This window comes from Martinezella sp. CNPSo 3890, from assembly GCF_057784455.1.
In genome coordinates, this window is sequence record NZ_JBXSOR010000004.1 from 293734 (window position 1) to 307581 (window position 13848).

Genomic DNA, 13848 nt, shown 5'->3' on the forward strand with positions numbered 1-13848 from the left:
TCCGGTGATCTACTCGGCAACGATCGATAGCGGCGTATAGCGCTCGCGGTCATCGAACCATTCGCCGACGGTGCGCGAAATATGCACGAGCCCTTCCAGGCGCATGTTGCTGTTGCTCGCCGAAGGTGGCGCCCTGTTCGGCAGGCGCTTCAGCGCAGCGGCAAGCTGCTTCGGATCTGCCGATTCTTCCGGCAGCAGCATGTCGACGAGGCCGAGTTCGCTTGCCCGCTGCGCGCGGATGAGCTGCTCCTCGCGCGGCCGCGTGCGCGGAATGATCAGCGCCGGCTTGTCGAAGGACAGGATCTCGCAATAGGTATTATAGCCGCCCATGGCGACAACGGCCTTGGCGCCGGCAATCAGCTCTTCCATCTTGTTATCGAACTCGATGACCTGCAGACAGTCGATCTTGCTGGCGCGTTCCAAAAGCTGACCGCGTTCCTTGGCTGGCATATAGGGGCCGAGCACGATCAGCGTCTTCTGCGTGAGAGAGCCATCCTCTTCGAAAGCGGCAATGACATCGCTGACGAGATCGGCGCCGTCGCCGCCGCCGCCAGTCGTCACCAGGATATAATCCTCGTCAGGTACATGTTCCGACTTCGTGCCCAGGGTGGAAACGCTGCGCTGCAGGAAGCCGACGAACTCCATCTTCCGGCGCACGCCGGGGGGAACGTCGAGGCCGACGAGCGGATCGTGAAAGTCCGGCGGGCCATAGACCCAGACGCGATCGTAGAACTGATCGATCTTCTGCAGGACGTTGTTCTTCTTCCATTCGGCTTCCAGGAGATGCGGCGCATCCATGACGTCGCGCATGCCGAGTACGAGCGTCGTGCCGCGCGCCTTGAGATAGGTCAGCGTTTCCTCGACCTCGCCCTTCAGCCCCATCGGCTCCTTGTCGACAATGAAAACATCGGGCTGAAAGGTTTCGGCCGTGTGGCGAATGATCGATTGCCGCATCTTCAGCGTTTCCTGCAATGCGACATGGCTCGCCATAGACGTGTATTCGCCGTCGCGCAGCTTGATGACGCTCGGCACTTTGACGAAATCGACACGGGCGCGATAATCGAATGCGCCGGCGATCGTCGCGCCGGATATGATCAGCACATTCAGGCCGCGATAGTCCTCGACAAGCGCATGGGCAATCGTTCTGCACCGCCTCAGATGGCCGAGACCGAACGTGTCATGGCTATACATGAGGATTCGAGCATCTTCTAAGCGCCGCTTCATAGGCAAAAACCTCTGGGGGTGAAAGTTATACGCGGTATGTCGGCAAACGACATCCGCGGGCCGCTTCTCGAATTGCAATCCTGTCTTCGCCGTTCATCCTGCTATTTGTAGGGATCGGCGGCATCGCGCAAGCCGTCTCCTAAAAAGTTGAACGCCAGAATGACCAAAATCACCGGGATCATAGGGAAAAGGAGCCATGGATAGAAGGCGATAACGCTGACGCTTCTTGCCTCAGTCAGCAAAATGCCCCAGCTCGTGATTGGCGGGCGAAGCCCCAATCCGAGAAAGCTGAGGGCGGTTTCGCCGAGAATCATGCTGGGGACAGAGATCGTCGCCGTGGCGATGAGATGCGACATGAAGCCGGGAACGAGATGACGGCCGATGATGCGACGCGTGCTTGCGCCCATCAATTGCGCGGCGAGCACGTAGTCTTCCTCCCGCAGGGACAGAAGCTTCGAGCGCACGGCGCGTGCAAGGCCGGTCCAGTCGAGAATGCCGAGAATAATGGTAATGCCGAAATAGACGATGATCGGACTCCAGCTCACGGGCATGATCGCCGCCAGCGCCATCCACAATGGCAGGCTCGGCAGTGATTGCAGCACCTCGATCACGCGCTGAACGAGGAGATCGAAAAGACCGCCGTGATAGCCCGCCAGACCACCGATGACGATGCCGAGCACGAAGCTGATCGCTATGCCGATCAGCCCGATCGTGAGAGATATGCGCGCGCCGTAAATGATGCGCGACAGCACGTCCCGGCCCAGGCGATCGGTTCCAAGCAGATACATTTGCCCGCCGACGGAAGGGCAGACCAGATGAAGGTTCGAATCCACCAAGCCCCAGAAACGATAGGAATCGCCGCGACAGAAGAAACGGATCGGCTGCACGTCGGAAGGATTTTCGGTATAGATCCGACGCAGCGTATCGATATCGAGCGTCATTTTCCGGCCATAGACGAACGGTCCGACGAACTCGCCCTTGTCGAAGAAATGAACCATCTGCGGCGGCGAATGAATGTAATCGACATTGCGGCTGTGCAGTCCGTAGGGCGCCAGGAATTCCGCAATCAGGATCATGCCGTAGGCGAGCAGCAAAAAAATGCCGGAGGCGAGCGCAAGCCTGTGCTTCCTGAACTTCCACCACATCAGCTTCTTCTGCGAAGCCATGTAATAGCGCTGCTGGCCGGCGGACATGGCTTCGAACTGATCCGGATCGAAATCCGCGTTCGAGACGTAATGCTCCAGAGGAGCACCGGGTTTTGGCAAGGATACGCTCACTTTGTACTCCTGCCTTGCAAGCGGATGCGGGGATCGAGAAAGCCGAGCGCGATATCCGAGATCAGCACGCCGATAACATTGAGGAAGGCGAGAAACATCAGAAATGAACCGGCAAGATACATGTCCTGGCTTTGCAGGGCCCGGATCAACATCGGGCCGGTCGTCTCCAGCGACAGCACGATGGCGGTGATCTCAGCGCCCGAAATGATCGACGGCAGGATGGAGCCGATATCGGCGACGAAAAAGTTCAGCGCCATGCGCAGCGGATATTTCACCAGAGCCTTCAGGGGGTGCAACCCCTTGGCCCGTGCGGTGATGACATATTGCTTCTGCATCTCGTCGAGCAGATTGGCACGAAGGCGGCGGATCATGCCCGCCGTTCCTGCCGTGCCGACGATGATGACCGGAATCCACAGATGCGACAGGATCGAGCGCGCCTTTTCCCAGCTCATCGGCTGCGAGAGATATTGCTGATCCATCAGATGGCCGATCGACACACCGAACCACACATTGGCGAAATACATCAGGATCAGCGCCAGCATGAAATTCGGGATGGCAATGCCGAGCAGGCCAAGAAAGGTCAGACCGTAATCGCCCCAGCTATATTGATGGGTGGCGGAATAGATGCCGATCGGGAAGGCGATCAGCCAGGTCACGAGAATCGTCGTCATCGATACGAGAATGGTCAGCCACAAGCGGTCGCCGACGACATCCGAAACCGGCAGCTGATATTCGAAGGAATAACCGAAATCGCCATGCAGCATTCCGGCAACCCAATGGACATATTGAAGCGGCATAGGCTGATCGAGGCCGTATTCGTGACGAAGATTCTCGATCTCCTGAAGGTTCGCCGTCTCGCCCTGGGCGCGCAGCTCGGCGATCTGGCTTTCGAAGAAATCGCCAGGCGGAAGCTGGATGATCGTGAAGACCAGCATCGAAATGACGATCAGGGTCGGGATCATCACCGCGATGCGCCAAAGGATATATCTAAGCATTCCGGCGATCCTCCTTCATCCAGAAGGTATCCGGCATGTAGACACCGAGAAAACAGGTTGGATCGAAACCGTAAAGCGCCTTCTCCGGCACGTTCTGCATGCGCGCCGAATGCACGATCGGCTGCAGCGTGGCGTTGATGAGGCCGATTGAGAAAACCTGGTCCGTATAGATCGACAGCATTTCGTGCCAGATCTCGGCGCGCTCGAAGGAAGAGGCGGCCGCCTCCCATTCACGGAGCAGCTTGACGAGTTTGGCCGCCTCCGGAACATCGGGCGCAACGCCCTGCGTCTCACGCGAAAGATAGTACATGCCCCAGAGCGGCCACTGCATCTGGTCGTCGGTTGTCGGCGCCAGTTCCGCCGGGTTCATGTCCGCTGTCGGCACGCCATTGTCCAGGCCGTACCACAAGGACATCAGGATACGCCCGCCCATGGCGCGGCTGCGGAAAATGTCGCGTTGCGATACACGCGTGAACAGCGCAATGCCGACCTTGCGCCAGTGATCGGTGACGAGTTCGAGGACGTCCGCATCCAGCGGGCTTTCGCCCGGTGTTTCAACCGTGATCTCCATGCGCCGCCCGTCGGGCAACAGGCGAACGCCGTCTTCATCGCGTTTGGCAAGACCGGCGGCGTCCAGCAGCACATTGGCCTGATCCGGATCGTACGCAATCCAGGCCGCCGCATATTCGGGCTTGAAGAGAGGGCTGTCTGGCAGGACCGTATTGGCGCTTTCAGTGCCGAGGCCATAGAAGACGGCCATGTTGATCTCATGGCGATTGATCGCCAGCGACAGGGCCCGCCGCACCCGGACATCGCGCAAAACGTCTCGCCATACGGTATCCGCGCTGTTCAGATTGGGAAACAGTGCGACCCGCGACCCACGCGCCGCCTTCCAGAGATTGACCTTGATCGGGTGCAGCCTCTCCGCTTCCTTGAGGAAGGTATAGTCGTTGAAATCTATGCCGTTTGCCTGCAGATCGCTTTCTCCCGCGCCGGTCTTGGCAGCGATGATCGCGGAAGAGCTGATGTTCAGGATCATCCGGTCTATATAGGGCAACTGGCGGCCGTTTTCGTCGACGCGATGGAAATAGGGGTTGCGCTCGAAGACGAACTGCTCGGCCGGTGGGGCGGTCGTGTTGCGCCAGGGATCGAGTACCGGCAGGTTGGGATTTTCAGGCCGGTAGGAACGGGCCATCTTGATATGAAGGTCCTGCCATTTCTTGGCGCGGTTTTCCTTCATCAGCGAGGAAAGGCGAATGCTGTCCTGATATTTCTTGTGAAACTGCTTCAGATAATGCGCAGGGCCGGCAATGACGAGCGGCTGCGGCGCCGCAAGGATCGGCAGGAAATCGGGATTAGGATCATCCCAGGAATAACGCACCGTCAGTTCGTCGAGCAGCTCGAAGCGCGGCAGGCTGCCGTGCGGGCGCAACTCCAAGGCGCCGCCGCCCGGTGTCAGTTCCTTGTTGAGGATGACGTCTTCCCACCAATAGCGGAAATCATAGGCCGTGAAAGGATGCCCATCCGACCATTTATGTCCGTCGCGCAGCTTGAAGGTGAAAACCATGTCGTTGACGGAGGTGAATGACTCCAGAATATCAGGTTGCAACGACAGGGTACGGTCATAGCCGACGAGACGGGCATAGCCGTATATCGTCATGAAGCGGATATCGTTCTGGCTGCCGACAATGGTGCGCACGGAGCCGCCATATTGACCCGGCGTACGGCCCATGGCCGCGACGTTGACGATGCGCGGGAATTTCGGCAAACGCTTGGCAAGGTGCGGCATCTGACCCGCCCTCAGCCAATCGGCGAAATATTCCGGCTCGTTGTCGATGTCGGCTGCGAGAACGGGTTGAGGCAGAACGGTAGAGGCCAAAAGGCCAAGAAAAGTGCGCCGATTGATCATTTGCGCAGCTCCCGGGCACCGAGACCGCGGCGGGCGCGCACGAAATGCCCCCCGCCCAAATCGGCATAGGCCAGATCTCCGTCCGCTCCCTCGGAGAATTGCGGCCCCCATTTCTGCTTGGCCGCGGCGCCTTCGCTGCCCAGGGCGGAGAAATCCAGCGGCCGGTCCAGGTCGGGGAATGGCACCGCCGCAAGCAGCGAGCGCGTGTAGGGATGAACGGGATCGCGCAGGATGATCTCGCGCGGCGCGATTTCGACGATGCGTCCACGCGCCATGACGGCAATGCGGTCCGCCATATAATCCACGACTGCGAGATTATGCGAAATGAACAGATAGGTCAGACCGAGTTCTTTCTGCAGATCCTTGAGAAGGTTCAGGATTTGCGCCTGAACCGACACGTCGAGCGCCGAGACGGGCTCATCGAGGATCAGAAGTTTTGGCCCAAGCGCCAATGCGCGCGCAATTCCGATGCGCTGGCGCTGGCCGCCTGAAAAGCTGTGCGGATAGCGGCTCAGATAGTGCCTGTCGAGCCCGATCGCCTGCATCAGCGCCGTCACCTTCTCCTTGCGCTCAGCGCTGTCACCATGCCCGTGAATTTCCAGGGGTTCGCTCAGGATGTTACGGATGGTCATGCGCGGAGAAAGCGAAGAGACCGGATCCTGGAAAACCATTTGGATCTTCGTGCGCAGATCCATCAATTCATCGCCCTTGACGGCAAGCACATCGATCTTGCCGCTGCCGTCATCGAAGGTGACGGAACCGCTATCGGCGGTAACACCCCGCATCAGGATCTTGCTTACGGTCGTCTTGCCGCAACCGCTTTCCCCGACCAGGCCGAGACATTCGCCGCGGCGAATATCGAAACTGACATCATCGACCGCACGGAACTTCGTGCCATCCCGCCGCCCGAACAGCCCGCCGGCCTTCGAGGTGTAGGTCTTGGTCAGATTGCGCACGCTGAGCAGGACATCGGGTGCGGTGCCCGCAGCCGGCACACCGTTGCCGATAAGCTTCTTCTTCCCCGAGAAAGTGCCGAGATTGACCGGGACATCCCGCAAAGATTTCAATCGCTCTCCCGGCTTCATGTCGAAATGCGGCACCGCCGACATCAGCGCCTTCAGATAGCGATGCTGCGGCTGACGGAAGATCGTCTCAACGGGACCTGCTTCCATGATCTCGCCGTGATAGATGACCACGACCTCATCGGCCATGTTCGCAACCACGCCGAGATCGTGGGTGATCAGCAACATTGCCATGTTGAACGTCTGCTGGAGATTGCGCAGCAGTCCGAGGATTTGCGCCTGGATGGTGACATCCAATGCCGTCGTTGGCTCGTCGGCGATCAGCAGCGCCGGATTGCAGATCAGCGCCATGGCGATCATCGCGCGCTGACGCATGCCTCCGGAAAGCTCGAAGGGATACATGTCGAAAGTGCGAACCGGGTCCTGAAAGCCGACGAGGTTCAGCATCTCTTCCGTCTTTTCGCGCTGCTCTGCTCTACTGGTGCCCGCGCTGTGAATGCGAAGCGCTTCACTGATCTGGTTGCCGACCGTATGCAGCGGCGACAGCGAGGTCATCGGCTCCTGGAAGATCTTTGCCATGCGCGCGCCACGCAGCCCGCGGATCGCGGCGCCGTCGCGCGGCAGCTGGAGAATATCGGTCGTCTGACCGTTGAGCGGATCGGTGAAGAGAATCCGGCCCGTCGCCTTTGCCGCCGTTGGGAGGATGCCCATGATCGATTGGCTGATGATCGACTTGCCGGAGCCGGATTCGCCGACGAGCGCCGTAACCTTGCCTGGAAGCACTCTCAAGCCGGCATTCTTGACGACGCGCAGACTATCTCCGTAAAGGGAAAACGAGACGTCGAGGTTCTCGATACGCAGTAGATCAGTCCCTGACGCCATACATATTACTTCCCGCTCACATGACCTTTGTGGCCTTGGACGGCACACTAACGTAGGCCATAACGGGTGTCTAGCTGGTCAAAGCAATGCGGAGACTGTAAAAAAACTGTCGCCTTTCCAGTGATATATCGGCTTATGCTGAAGCGCGAGGCATGCGCAGTCACGGAGTCAGGTTTTCGACTTGAAGACGGCTCTCGAACTTCTTGGCGTCCCTATGCAAGAGAATGACCTGTTCGGCCTCGGAGAGGCTGTCTGGTGCCGTCTCCTGAAAGATCTCGAGCGCGCCATTGGATGGCGTCGCCGCTTTCGGGGAGACGACGGTGAAGCGCTGACGCACACCGCGCAGCTTCTCCTCTCCAAGTTTTCCCCATTCGCAATCGGTGTAGCTGGAAAATGCCTGGCTCGCGACGACTTCGGTCCCATATTTCTTGGTCAGCGACTGTAGGCGCTCGACCTCATTGACCGCCGCGCCGAATGCGGAAAACGTCAACCGATCCCTCAAGCCGACATTGCCGAACATGACGTTGCCGACATGCAGGCCGATCCCATAGCGAACTTCGCTCAAATTGCGCGACTGGCGATCGCTGTTGAGTGCCTTGACACGGCGTTGCGCCTCGAAAACAGCCGAAAGTGCGGCTTCGCAAGCCACCTTTGACGGGTCCTTGTGCCGCCCGCATGGGTAGACGGCGAGAAATCCGTCGCCAAGGAAGCTCAGGATTTCGCCGCCATTGCGATTGAACGGCGCCGCGATCGCGTCGAAGAACTCATTGAGCGTATCGATATAGGCCTGGCGCCCTTCCTTTTCGGCATAAACCGTGGATTGCCGCATGTCGCCCATGACGAGGGCTGCGCGGATCGTCTCGCCGTCTCCGCGGCGAATCTGGCCGTTCAGCACGCGCTTTCCAGCATCGCCGCCGAGATAGGTGGTCAGCATATTGTTGGCGAGCTTGCCGAGGACCGCCATCTTGGCGGCCATGGCCAGATGGTTCTGCATGCGCATCAGCGCGCCGATCATCTCTTCGCTAAAACCGCCGATGCTGTCGGTCGACCAGGAACCCATCATCCCCTGCACAGAGCCCGCGCCGAAAGTCTGCACAAAGGCCATATAGTCGGTGACCTTCTCCTTGCGCAGATCCTCGAAAATCGGAAATTCGACCGCGCCGTCGACATCGATCCGGCGACGCAGGTGCTGAAGATTGTTGGACAAGAGGTAATAGTAGGGGCTCTGCACGAAGCGTTCCGGTTTCTCGTTCCCATGCCGATAGCCCTCGATCATCAGACCGCTGGCGCGCCGCCAGGTAAAGCCGAGCGCATCATAGAGCGGATGAAGCATGGAAAAGGTCAAATGCACGCGCTTGAGCGGCATCCCCGTCGCAGCCATGCGTTCGCAGAAGCCGCGAATGATGGTCTCCAGGTTTTCGCCCGTGAGCGCCGCCTGTGTCAGCCATTCCGCTACTTTATCGAGAAGAAGATCAGAAACACTCGATTGGATAGTCATCGTCCCCGCGGCCTATCTTGCAATGCCCGATGTCTCGCCGGCCATGGAGCACCGGCTTTTTCGCCGACGTCCACTTCCGGAATTTCCGGCCTATCGTTCAAGGCTGGATGAAACAATCATTCAACGGCACCAGCGCGTTCCCTTGCTACCCCTGGATCGCGCGGGCACCAGAAAAATCGACTGCATCTCTCACGCCCCCGCACCAGAAATGCAGCACAACGACAGCCGTCGCAATCGGCGACTCTCGTTTTGTTCTCTTTCAGATAAGGCGCATATTTAGCTGAAACAATGGGCTAAACCGAAATGGGTCGATAAAAATCACGACTGAAACCCATGGCCAGCTGCGCGTGGCAATCGAAGATCACTCGCTCGCGGCAAGCTCGGGCGGCCTCTTTTCCCGCAGCGCCATGGCCGCCATCGCATAACCCCCGCTCGCCCCGTCGATGAAATGCATGTGGTCGCGCATCAGCGGGGTAGGCACGAAACAGGTCATCAACGCGCTATCCTGGCGATGCAGACCAAAACGGCAGACACCCTCCGCCTCGGCCTTACGCAAGCGCGCCTCGATACGCTCAAGATGCATGGCGTCGACATCGATCGTCATTTTCAGGCCATCGTCGAACTTGCGAAAATCGGAATTCGCCGCGAGATCACGCCTGTAGATCTTGACATCAAAGCTTCCAGCCCTAGCTCCGAACTTAGAGAGAACCCACAACAGAATGACTTGCGCGTCAATTGCAAGCTTGCGCCACCAGCGATTGGCCGGGGTGGCCAAAGCCCGCGCTTCGATATCGGCGCCACCGAAACTCAATGCCGGCGTCGGACCTTCGACCGGGACAGGGTGGCCGTCGCGGCTCTGCTCTGCGGAAATCGCGATGATATCGGCGACCAATTGCTGAAATTGCGGACCGTTTCCACCCTCGCCGGGAATGGCGATGATGGAGACGATCTCGCCATTTTGCGCCTTGATCGGGTTCCAACGACAGGAAAGGCCCGTGAGATCTGGCTCCTCCTTCTCCGGCTGGGCTTCGACGATGAAGCGTCCTGCCTTCATTTGTCGTTCCGCCCAGCTCGTGCCGCCGCCGGAAAACATGGCGTAGGAAACATGGTCGCTCGGGTTGAACCGCGCGACCTGCACGTCGAACCCTTCCCCGCGAATGGCGCTCATCGGCACCAAAGCCGTGCGCAGATCGAGTTGCAGCTCCTCCATCACCCAGCCCCGTACCGCCACAAGCGCCTGTCGCGCCCGCTCCGCGCCGGAAGGCGGGACGGCGACCAATGCACCATCCCCGCCGAAGGCGAAGGGATAGTCGCCTCGGTCCAAAGCGTTGAGTACGGCGGAAATCACGCTGGCGCCTGCCATATTGACCGATTTGTAATGTCCGGCAGCAATCGCCTTCGTTGAGCTGACGATATCGGCGATCGCAATCAGCCAGTCATCCGGTAGGGGCTGGTAATTGGTGCTGTCCGTCACGCCTTCGAAATGCGTGAAACCCGCAAGCTTATGGAAGAAATCATCATTGGATGGCTCGGCCATGATGTCCCCCTTCATTGAGCGCCGCGACAATCTATCCCTACAGCAAATGCGCCGAAAATCTAGCGGGTGGTCGACGCCGCAATGCCCGCCGTGCTACGCCCACTGCGGGAGAGGCACAAGACGCCAAGGATACTTCAAATACGATGAGCCGCCTCGATAGTTTCATTCGCCGCCTCAGCGCGCAGCGCGATATCTTAAATACCGTTGCCAACGAGGTGAGAACGCTTGGCGGCCCCGTGCTGGAGCTCGGTCTTGGCAATGGCCGCACCTTCGATCACCTGCGCGAACTTTTTCCCGATCGCCGCATCATTGCCTTCGACCGGACGGTCAATGCCTACGGTCCTTCGATGCCGTCGGCCGACGATCTTGTGCTCGGTGAGATCAGGGACACGGCGAAAACCTTCATCGGCGCCAATGCCTCGCTCGCCCATGCCGATATCGGCACCGGCTACGAAGACAAGGATGCGATAACATTGACCTGGCTGCCCGAGATCATGGCTGGGGTGCTGGCACCGGGCGGGCTTGCGGTCAGCGGCCTTCCTCTCGATCATCCAGATCTCGAGGCGCTGCCCCTGCCCTCGACCGTCAAGGACGGCCGCTATTTCATCTATCGGCGCAAATAGGCTCAGTGCAGAAACAGAACGTCGAACTGTTCGCCTTCGACCGGCAGTTCGACCACCTTCATGACCTGCTCGCCGTCTTCGAAGAACGCAAGACATTCGCTATAGTGTCCGGCGAGATCGGCGATGAAGTCTTTGGTCTGATCCTTGCCGTAGAAGGCCGGGGTGAATTCCATATAAAGCGGCACTTTGCAGGCCATCAGCGCACCCATCGAACGACAGGCAACCGGCTCATAGCCCTCGATGTCCATCCAGATCAGCCCGATATCGGCGGAATCGACGCCCGCCTGCAGGAGAATATCGCCGACCGGCTGGACAGGCACCGAGATCTTCTCGTCGGTCGCGCTCTGCCGCAATGCGCTGCTCTTGCCATGATTCTTGTGGTTGAGATAGAAATCGAGCTGCCCCTCGCGATCGCCGGCGGCGCAATTGACCGCCGTCACCATATTCTGCAGGCCATTGTCGGCGATATTGGCCTCCAGCAGGCGAAAATTGCGCGGATCCGGCTCAACGCTGACGATACGATCATAGGCGCCGCTCAAGGCAAAATAGCAGGTCTGCGTGCCGATATTGCCGCCGAGTTCCAGCAGCGCCGAGCCCTTGCGCAGTAAGCCGCGCTCGCGCAATACGCTCAGCAAGCGGTCGACATGGTCGCGCTCGAAATGCCCTTTGCGAAAAACCTTGCGGCCGATGTAGTCGGCCGGCGAGAAACTGAGGACGTGATCCCCGCAATCGACCGTCATCATCTTGACGCGAGGCCCAATCGCACTGACGAGGATATCCCGGCCCAGCCTGGTGTCGAAGAAGCGCGTGGCGATCGCATCCCGCTTGCGGCGAAAAGCCCGTCTCAAGTATTTTTTTGTGAGAATCCTACGGTCGAACATGAGCGCCATCTCTACACCGGCGCCATTGCATTGCAAACGGACAAGGTCGACGATGCCGCCACGCTCTGAAAATCAGGCAAAGTGGGCGCTCGCCTCTTTCGAAACGATGTAGACCCGCAAGGGCTCACCCCGGCCTCTGACGGCAATCTCCCGGCTTTCTGTGCCGGCAATATCTGCTTCCGAAAGCTGCGCCACCGGTTCTGAAAAGACGAGCGCGGTATTGAACTCCTTGGCGACGCTTTCAAGGCGGCTGGCGACGTTGACCGTATCGCCGATTGCCGTCACGTTCTTGACGGTGCCATACCCCATCGAGCCCACCACAGCGAGGCCGGTATGGATGCCGATGGCGATTTCGAGTGGGGCAGCCAGTTCATCAGCGAGCTCCGCACTGAGCTTGTCGATCTCGCGGATGATCGCGGCTGCCGCCTTCAATGCCTGGCGATTGGCCTCCTTCGGGGTCGTGCGAAGGCCGAAGAGCGCCATGGCGCCATCGCCGATGAACTTGTCCATCCGGCCACCATTTTCCTCGACGATGCGGCCGACGATGGCGAAATAGCGGTTGAGCAGGAAGACGATGTCGAAAGGCAGCCGCGATTCCGTCAACGACGTGAAATGGCGCAGATCGCAGAAGAAGACGACGATCTCGCGCTCGCGGCCGGGACTTGCCGTTTGCGTGTAGACCGGAATCGTCGCCTCGGCCATCGGCGTCAGCAGCGGCACAACGCTGACGTTTCCGGTTGGACGCAGTTGACAGGCAAGCCTGACATCCGGCGTGGCGCCGATACGGTTCAGGGTCTTCTGCTCCAACGGCTCGGGCGGCGGCAGGTTTTCCGCCCCCTCGATGATTTGCACGCGGCAGGTGGAACATTGCCCCTTGCCGCCGCAAACCGAATAATGGGGGATACCGCCGAGACGGCTTGCCTCGAGCACGCTGAAGCCGCGCGGCGCGTGCACGACTTCCCCGCCCGCGTAACGAATGGCGACCTGATATTGCCGCTCTTTTAGCCTGCGATGTGCCCGGAAGGCGAAAAGAGCGGCGATCGACAGGCTGAAGGCGCCATAGAATCCGGCGCGGTACGGCCACAAGTCTTCCGCCATTTTACTGCCAGGCGCCGAGCCTGACTCGCCGAAGCTTCGTACATCGCTGTAGTAGCCGCCGGGATAGCCGCGCTCATCCTCCTGGGCGACCTCATGTGCCACCGTCTTGCCCATTGCGGCAAAGCCGAGCAAAGCGAGGATCGGCAGAACAATGGCGAGCGACAGCATGACGGGCGCGATCACCATGTACCAGGGGCGGTAGCGCAGCCAGAAATGAACGCCGATACACCCATGAAGCCAAACGATCAGAAGGACGAGCGACTGGCGCACACCATTGAATGGCGACGTCACCCACAGGCTGCGCACGATCGCCTTGTAGGTATCGTGATAGCCGTAGACCTCATGAACGATGCGCGTCGCAACGATATGGTCGATCAACAGGAGGGGGACCAGTAGACCGGTAACGATCTGAAAAGCCTCGCCCGCGGGCATGACAAGCGTCCTGCGCTTGTAGAGCATTCGCAGCACGAGCAGGATATGCAGGATCAGTGCCCCATAGAGCAGCGCGGTTCCGACCGGATTGCGCCAAACCGCCATGAACCAATGCTGCGCACGGTCGGCCATGCCGAGCGAGATCAGGCCGAGGGAATGGTTGGCCAGATGCATGATGACGAAAGCAAAAACGATCAGACCGGAGCCGAGACGAAGCTTTCGCACGAGGCGATCGGTTATGATTGGCTTTTTTGCCTCGATGGTCATCAAACCCAATGTATATTGCCCGTTCACAACAGATCCGAAAACGGCTATCGCCTATTCATCTACAGCGGCGCGCGTCATATATGACGCGCAAAAATCGCTGCAGCACTTTTAACCTGCTGCATAATTTTATCCTCAAATCGATTCCGATTTAAGGAATTATGCAGTAGCCGCAACGCCGCATACTGTCGAGGATGCGGCTTTTT

The 13848-nt window shown here is 59.1% G+C and carries 10 protein-coding genes; 1 reads left to right on the forward strand and 9 read right to left on the reverse strand.

Going from position 1 to position 13848, the window contains the following annotated elements; translation table 11 throughout:
• Positions 1-9: 9 nt before the first annotated feature.
• The 7 genes from AC13RC_RS14090 to AC13RC_RS14120 all read right to left on the reverse strand — a co-directional run bounded on the left by AC13RC_RS14090 (position 10) and on the right by AC13RC_RS14120 (position 10344).
• Positions 10-1224: a glycosyltransferase family protein gene (locus AC13RC_RS14090; protein ID WP_113329604.1), complete on the reverse strand. Its 1215-nt coding sequence runs from the start codon at positions 1222-1224 to the stop codon at positions 10-12.
• A 101-nt stretch (positions 1225-1325) separates the two neighbouring features.
• Positions 1326-2501 (reverse strand): ABC transporter permease, encoded by a 1176-nt coding sequence (locus AC13RC_RS14095; protein WP_488557489.1) that lies wholly within the window; start codon positions 2499-2501, stop codon positions 1326-1328.
• On the reverse strand, positions 2498-3496 hold the full coding sequence (locus tag AC13RC_RS14100; protein ID WP_095437102.1) for an ABC transporter permease: 999 nt from the start codon (positions 3494-3496) through the stop codon (positions 2498-2500). The genes AC13RC_RS14095 and AC13RC_RS14100 overlap by 4 nt, the downstream gene beginning before the upstream one ends.
• Positions 3489-5405, reverse strand: coding sequence for an ABC transporter substrate-binding protein (locus tag AC13RC_RS14105; RefSeq protein ID WP_113329602.1), 1917 nt, complete (start codon positions 5403-5405; stop codon positions 3489-3491). The genes AC13RC_RS14100 and AC13RC_RS14105 overlap by 8 nt, the downstream gene beginning before the upstream one ends.
• Positions 5402-7309, reverse strand: a complete 1908-nt coding sequence (locus AC13RC_RS14110; protein ID WP_488557490.1) for an ABC transporter ATP-binding protein — start codon at positions 7307-7309, stop codon at positions 5402-5404. Before AC13RC_RS14110 ends, AC13RC_RS14105 begins: the two co-directional genes overlap by 4 nt.
• Positions 7310-7469: 160 nt before the next feature.
• The gene (locus tag AC13RC_RS14115) at positions 7470-8807 is read right to left on the reverse strand and encodes an adenylate/guanylate cyclase domain-containing protein (protein ID WP_488557491.1); all 1338 of its coding nucleotides are present in this window, start codon (positions 8805-8807) and stop codon (positions 7470-7472) included.
• Positions 8808-9168: 361 nt separating this feature from the next.
• Positions 9169-10344 (reverse strand): DUF3095 domain-containing protein, encoded by a 1176-nt coding sequence (locus AC13RC_RS14120; RefSeq protein WP_488557492.1) that lies wholly within the window; start codon positions 10342-10344, stop codon positions 9169-9171.
• 143 nt (positions 10345-10487) lie between these two features.
• Here AC13RC_RS14120 and AC13RC_RS14125 point away from each other — a divergent pair, with 143 nt between their 5' ends.
• Positions 10488-10967 (forward strand): class I SAM-dependent methyltransferase, encoded by a 480-nt coding sequence (locus tag AC13RC_RS14125; RefSeq protein ID WP_488557493.1) that lies wholly within the window; start codon positions 10488-10490, stop codon positions 10965-10967.
• A 2-nt stretch (positions 10968-10969) separates the two neighbouring features.
• Here AC13RC_RS14125 and AC13RC_RS14130 read toward each other — a convergent pair whose 3' ends face one another.
• Positions 10970-11848 (reverse strand): FkbM family methyltransferase, encoded by an 879-nt coding sequence (locus AC13RC_RS14130; RefSeq protein ID WP_488557494.1) that lies wholly within the window; start codon positions 11846-11848, stop codon positions 10970-10972.
• Between the two features lie 72 nt (positions 11849-11920).
• Entirely contained in the window at positions 11921-13645 is a 1725-nt protein-coding gene (locus tag AC13RC_RS14135; protein ID WP_488557559.1) for an adenylate/guanylate cyclase domain-containing protein, read from the reverse strand.
• Between the last annotated feature and the right edge of the window lie 203 nt (positions 13646-13848).

What these genes read in the sequence shown, in the direction of transcription:
- AC13RC_RS14100 (WP_095437102.1), bottom strand. Translation starts at nt 3,496, where the DNA reads ATGCTTAGATATATCCTTTGGCGCATCGCGGTGATGATCCCGACCCTG.
- AC13RC_RS14135 (WP_488557559.1), bottom strand. Translation starts at nt 13,645, where the DNA reads ATGACCATCGAGGCAAAAAAGCCAATCATAACCGATCGCCTCGTGCGA.
- AC13RC_RS14125 (WP_488557493.1), top strand. Translation starts at nt 10,488, where the DNA reads ATGAGCCGCCTCGATAGTTTCATTCGCCGCCTCAGCGCGCAGCGCGAT.
- AC13RC_RS14110 (WP_488557490.1), bottom strand. Translation starts at nt 7,309, where the DNA reads ATGGCGTCAGGGACTGATCTACTGCGTATCGAGAACCTCGACGTCTCG.
- AC13RC_RS14115 (WP_488557491.1), bottom strand. Translation starts at nt 8,807, where the DNA reads ATGACTATCCAATCGAGTGTTTCTGATCTTCTTCTCGATAAAGTAGCG.
- AC13RC_RS14105 (WP_113329602.1), bottom strand. Translation starts at nt 5,405, where the DNA reads ATGATCAATCGGCGCACTTTTCTTGGCCTTTTGGCCTCTACCGTTCTG.
- AC13RC_RS14090 (WP_113329604.1), bottom strand. Translation starts at nt 1,224, where the DNA reads ATGAAGCGGCGCTTAGAAGATGCTCGAATCCTCATGTATAGCCATGAC.
- AC13RC_RS14120 (WP_488557492.1), bottom strand. Translation starts at nt 10,344, where the DNA reads ATGGCCGAGCCATCCAATGATGATTTCTTCCATAAGCTTGCGGGTTTC.
- AC13RC_RS14130 (WP_488557494.1), bottom strand. Translation starts at nt 11,848, where the DNA reads ATGTTCGACCGTAGGATTCTCACAAAAAAATACTTGAGACGGGCTTTT.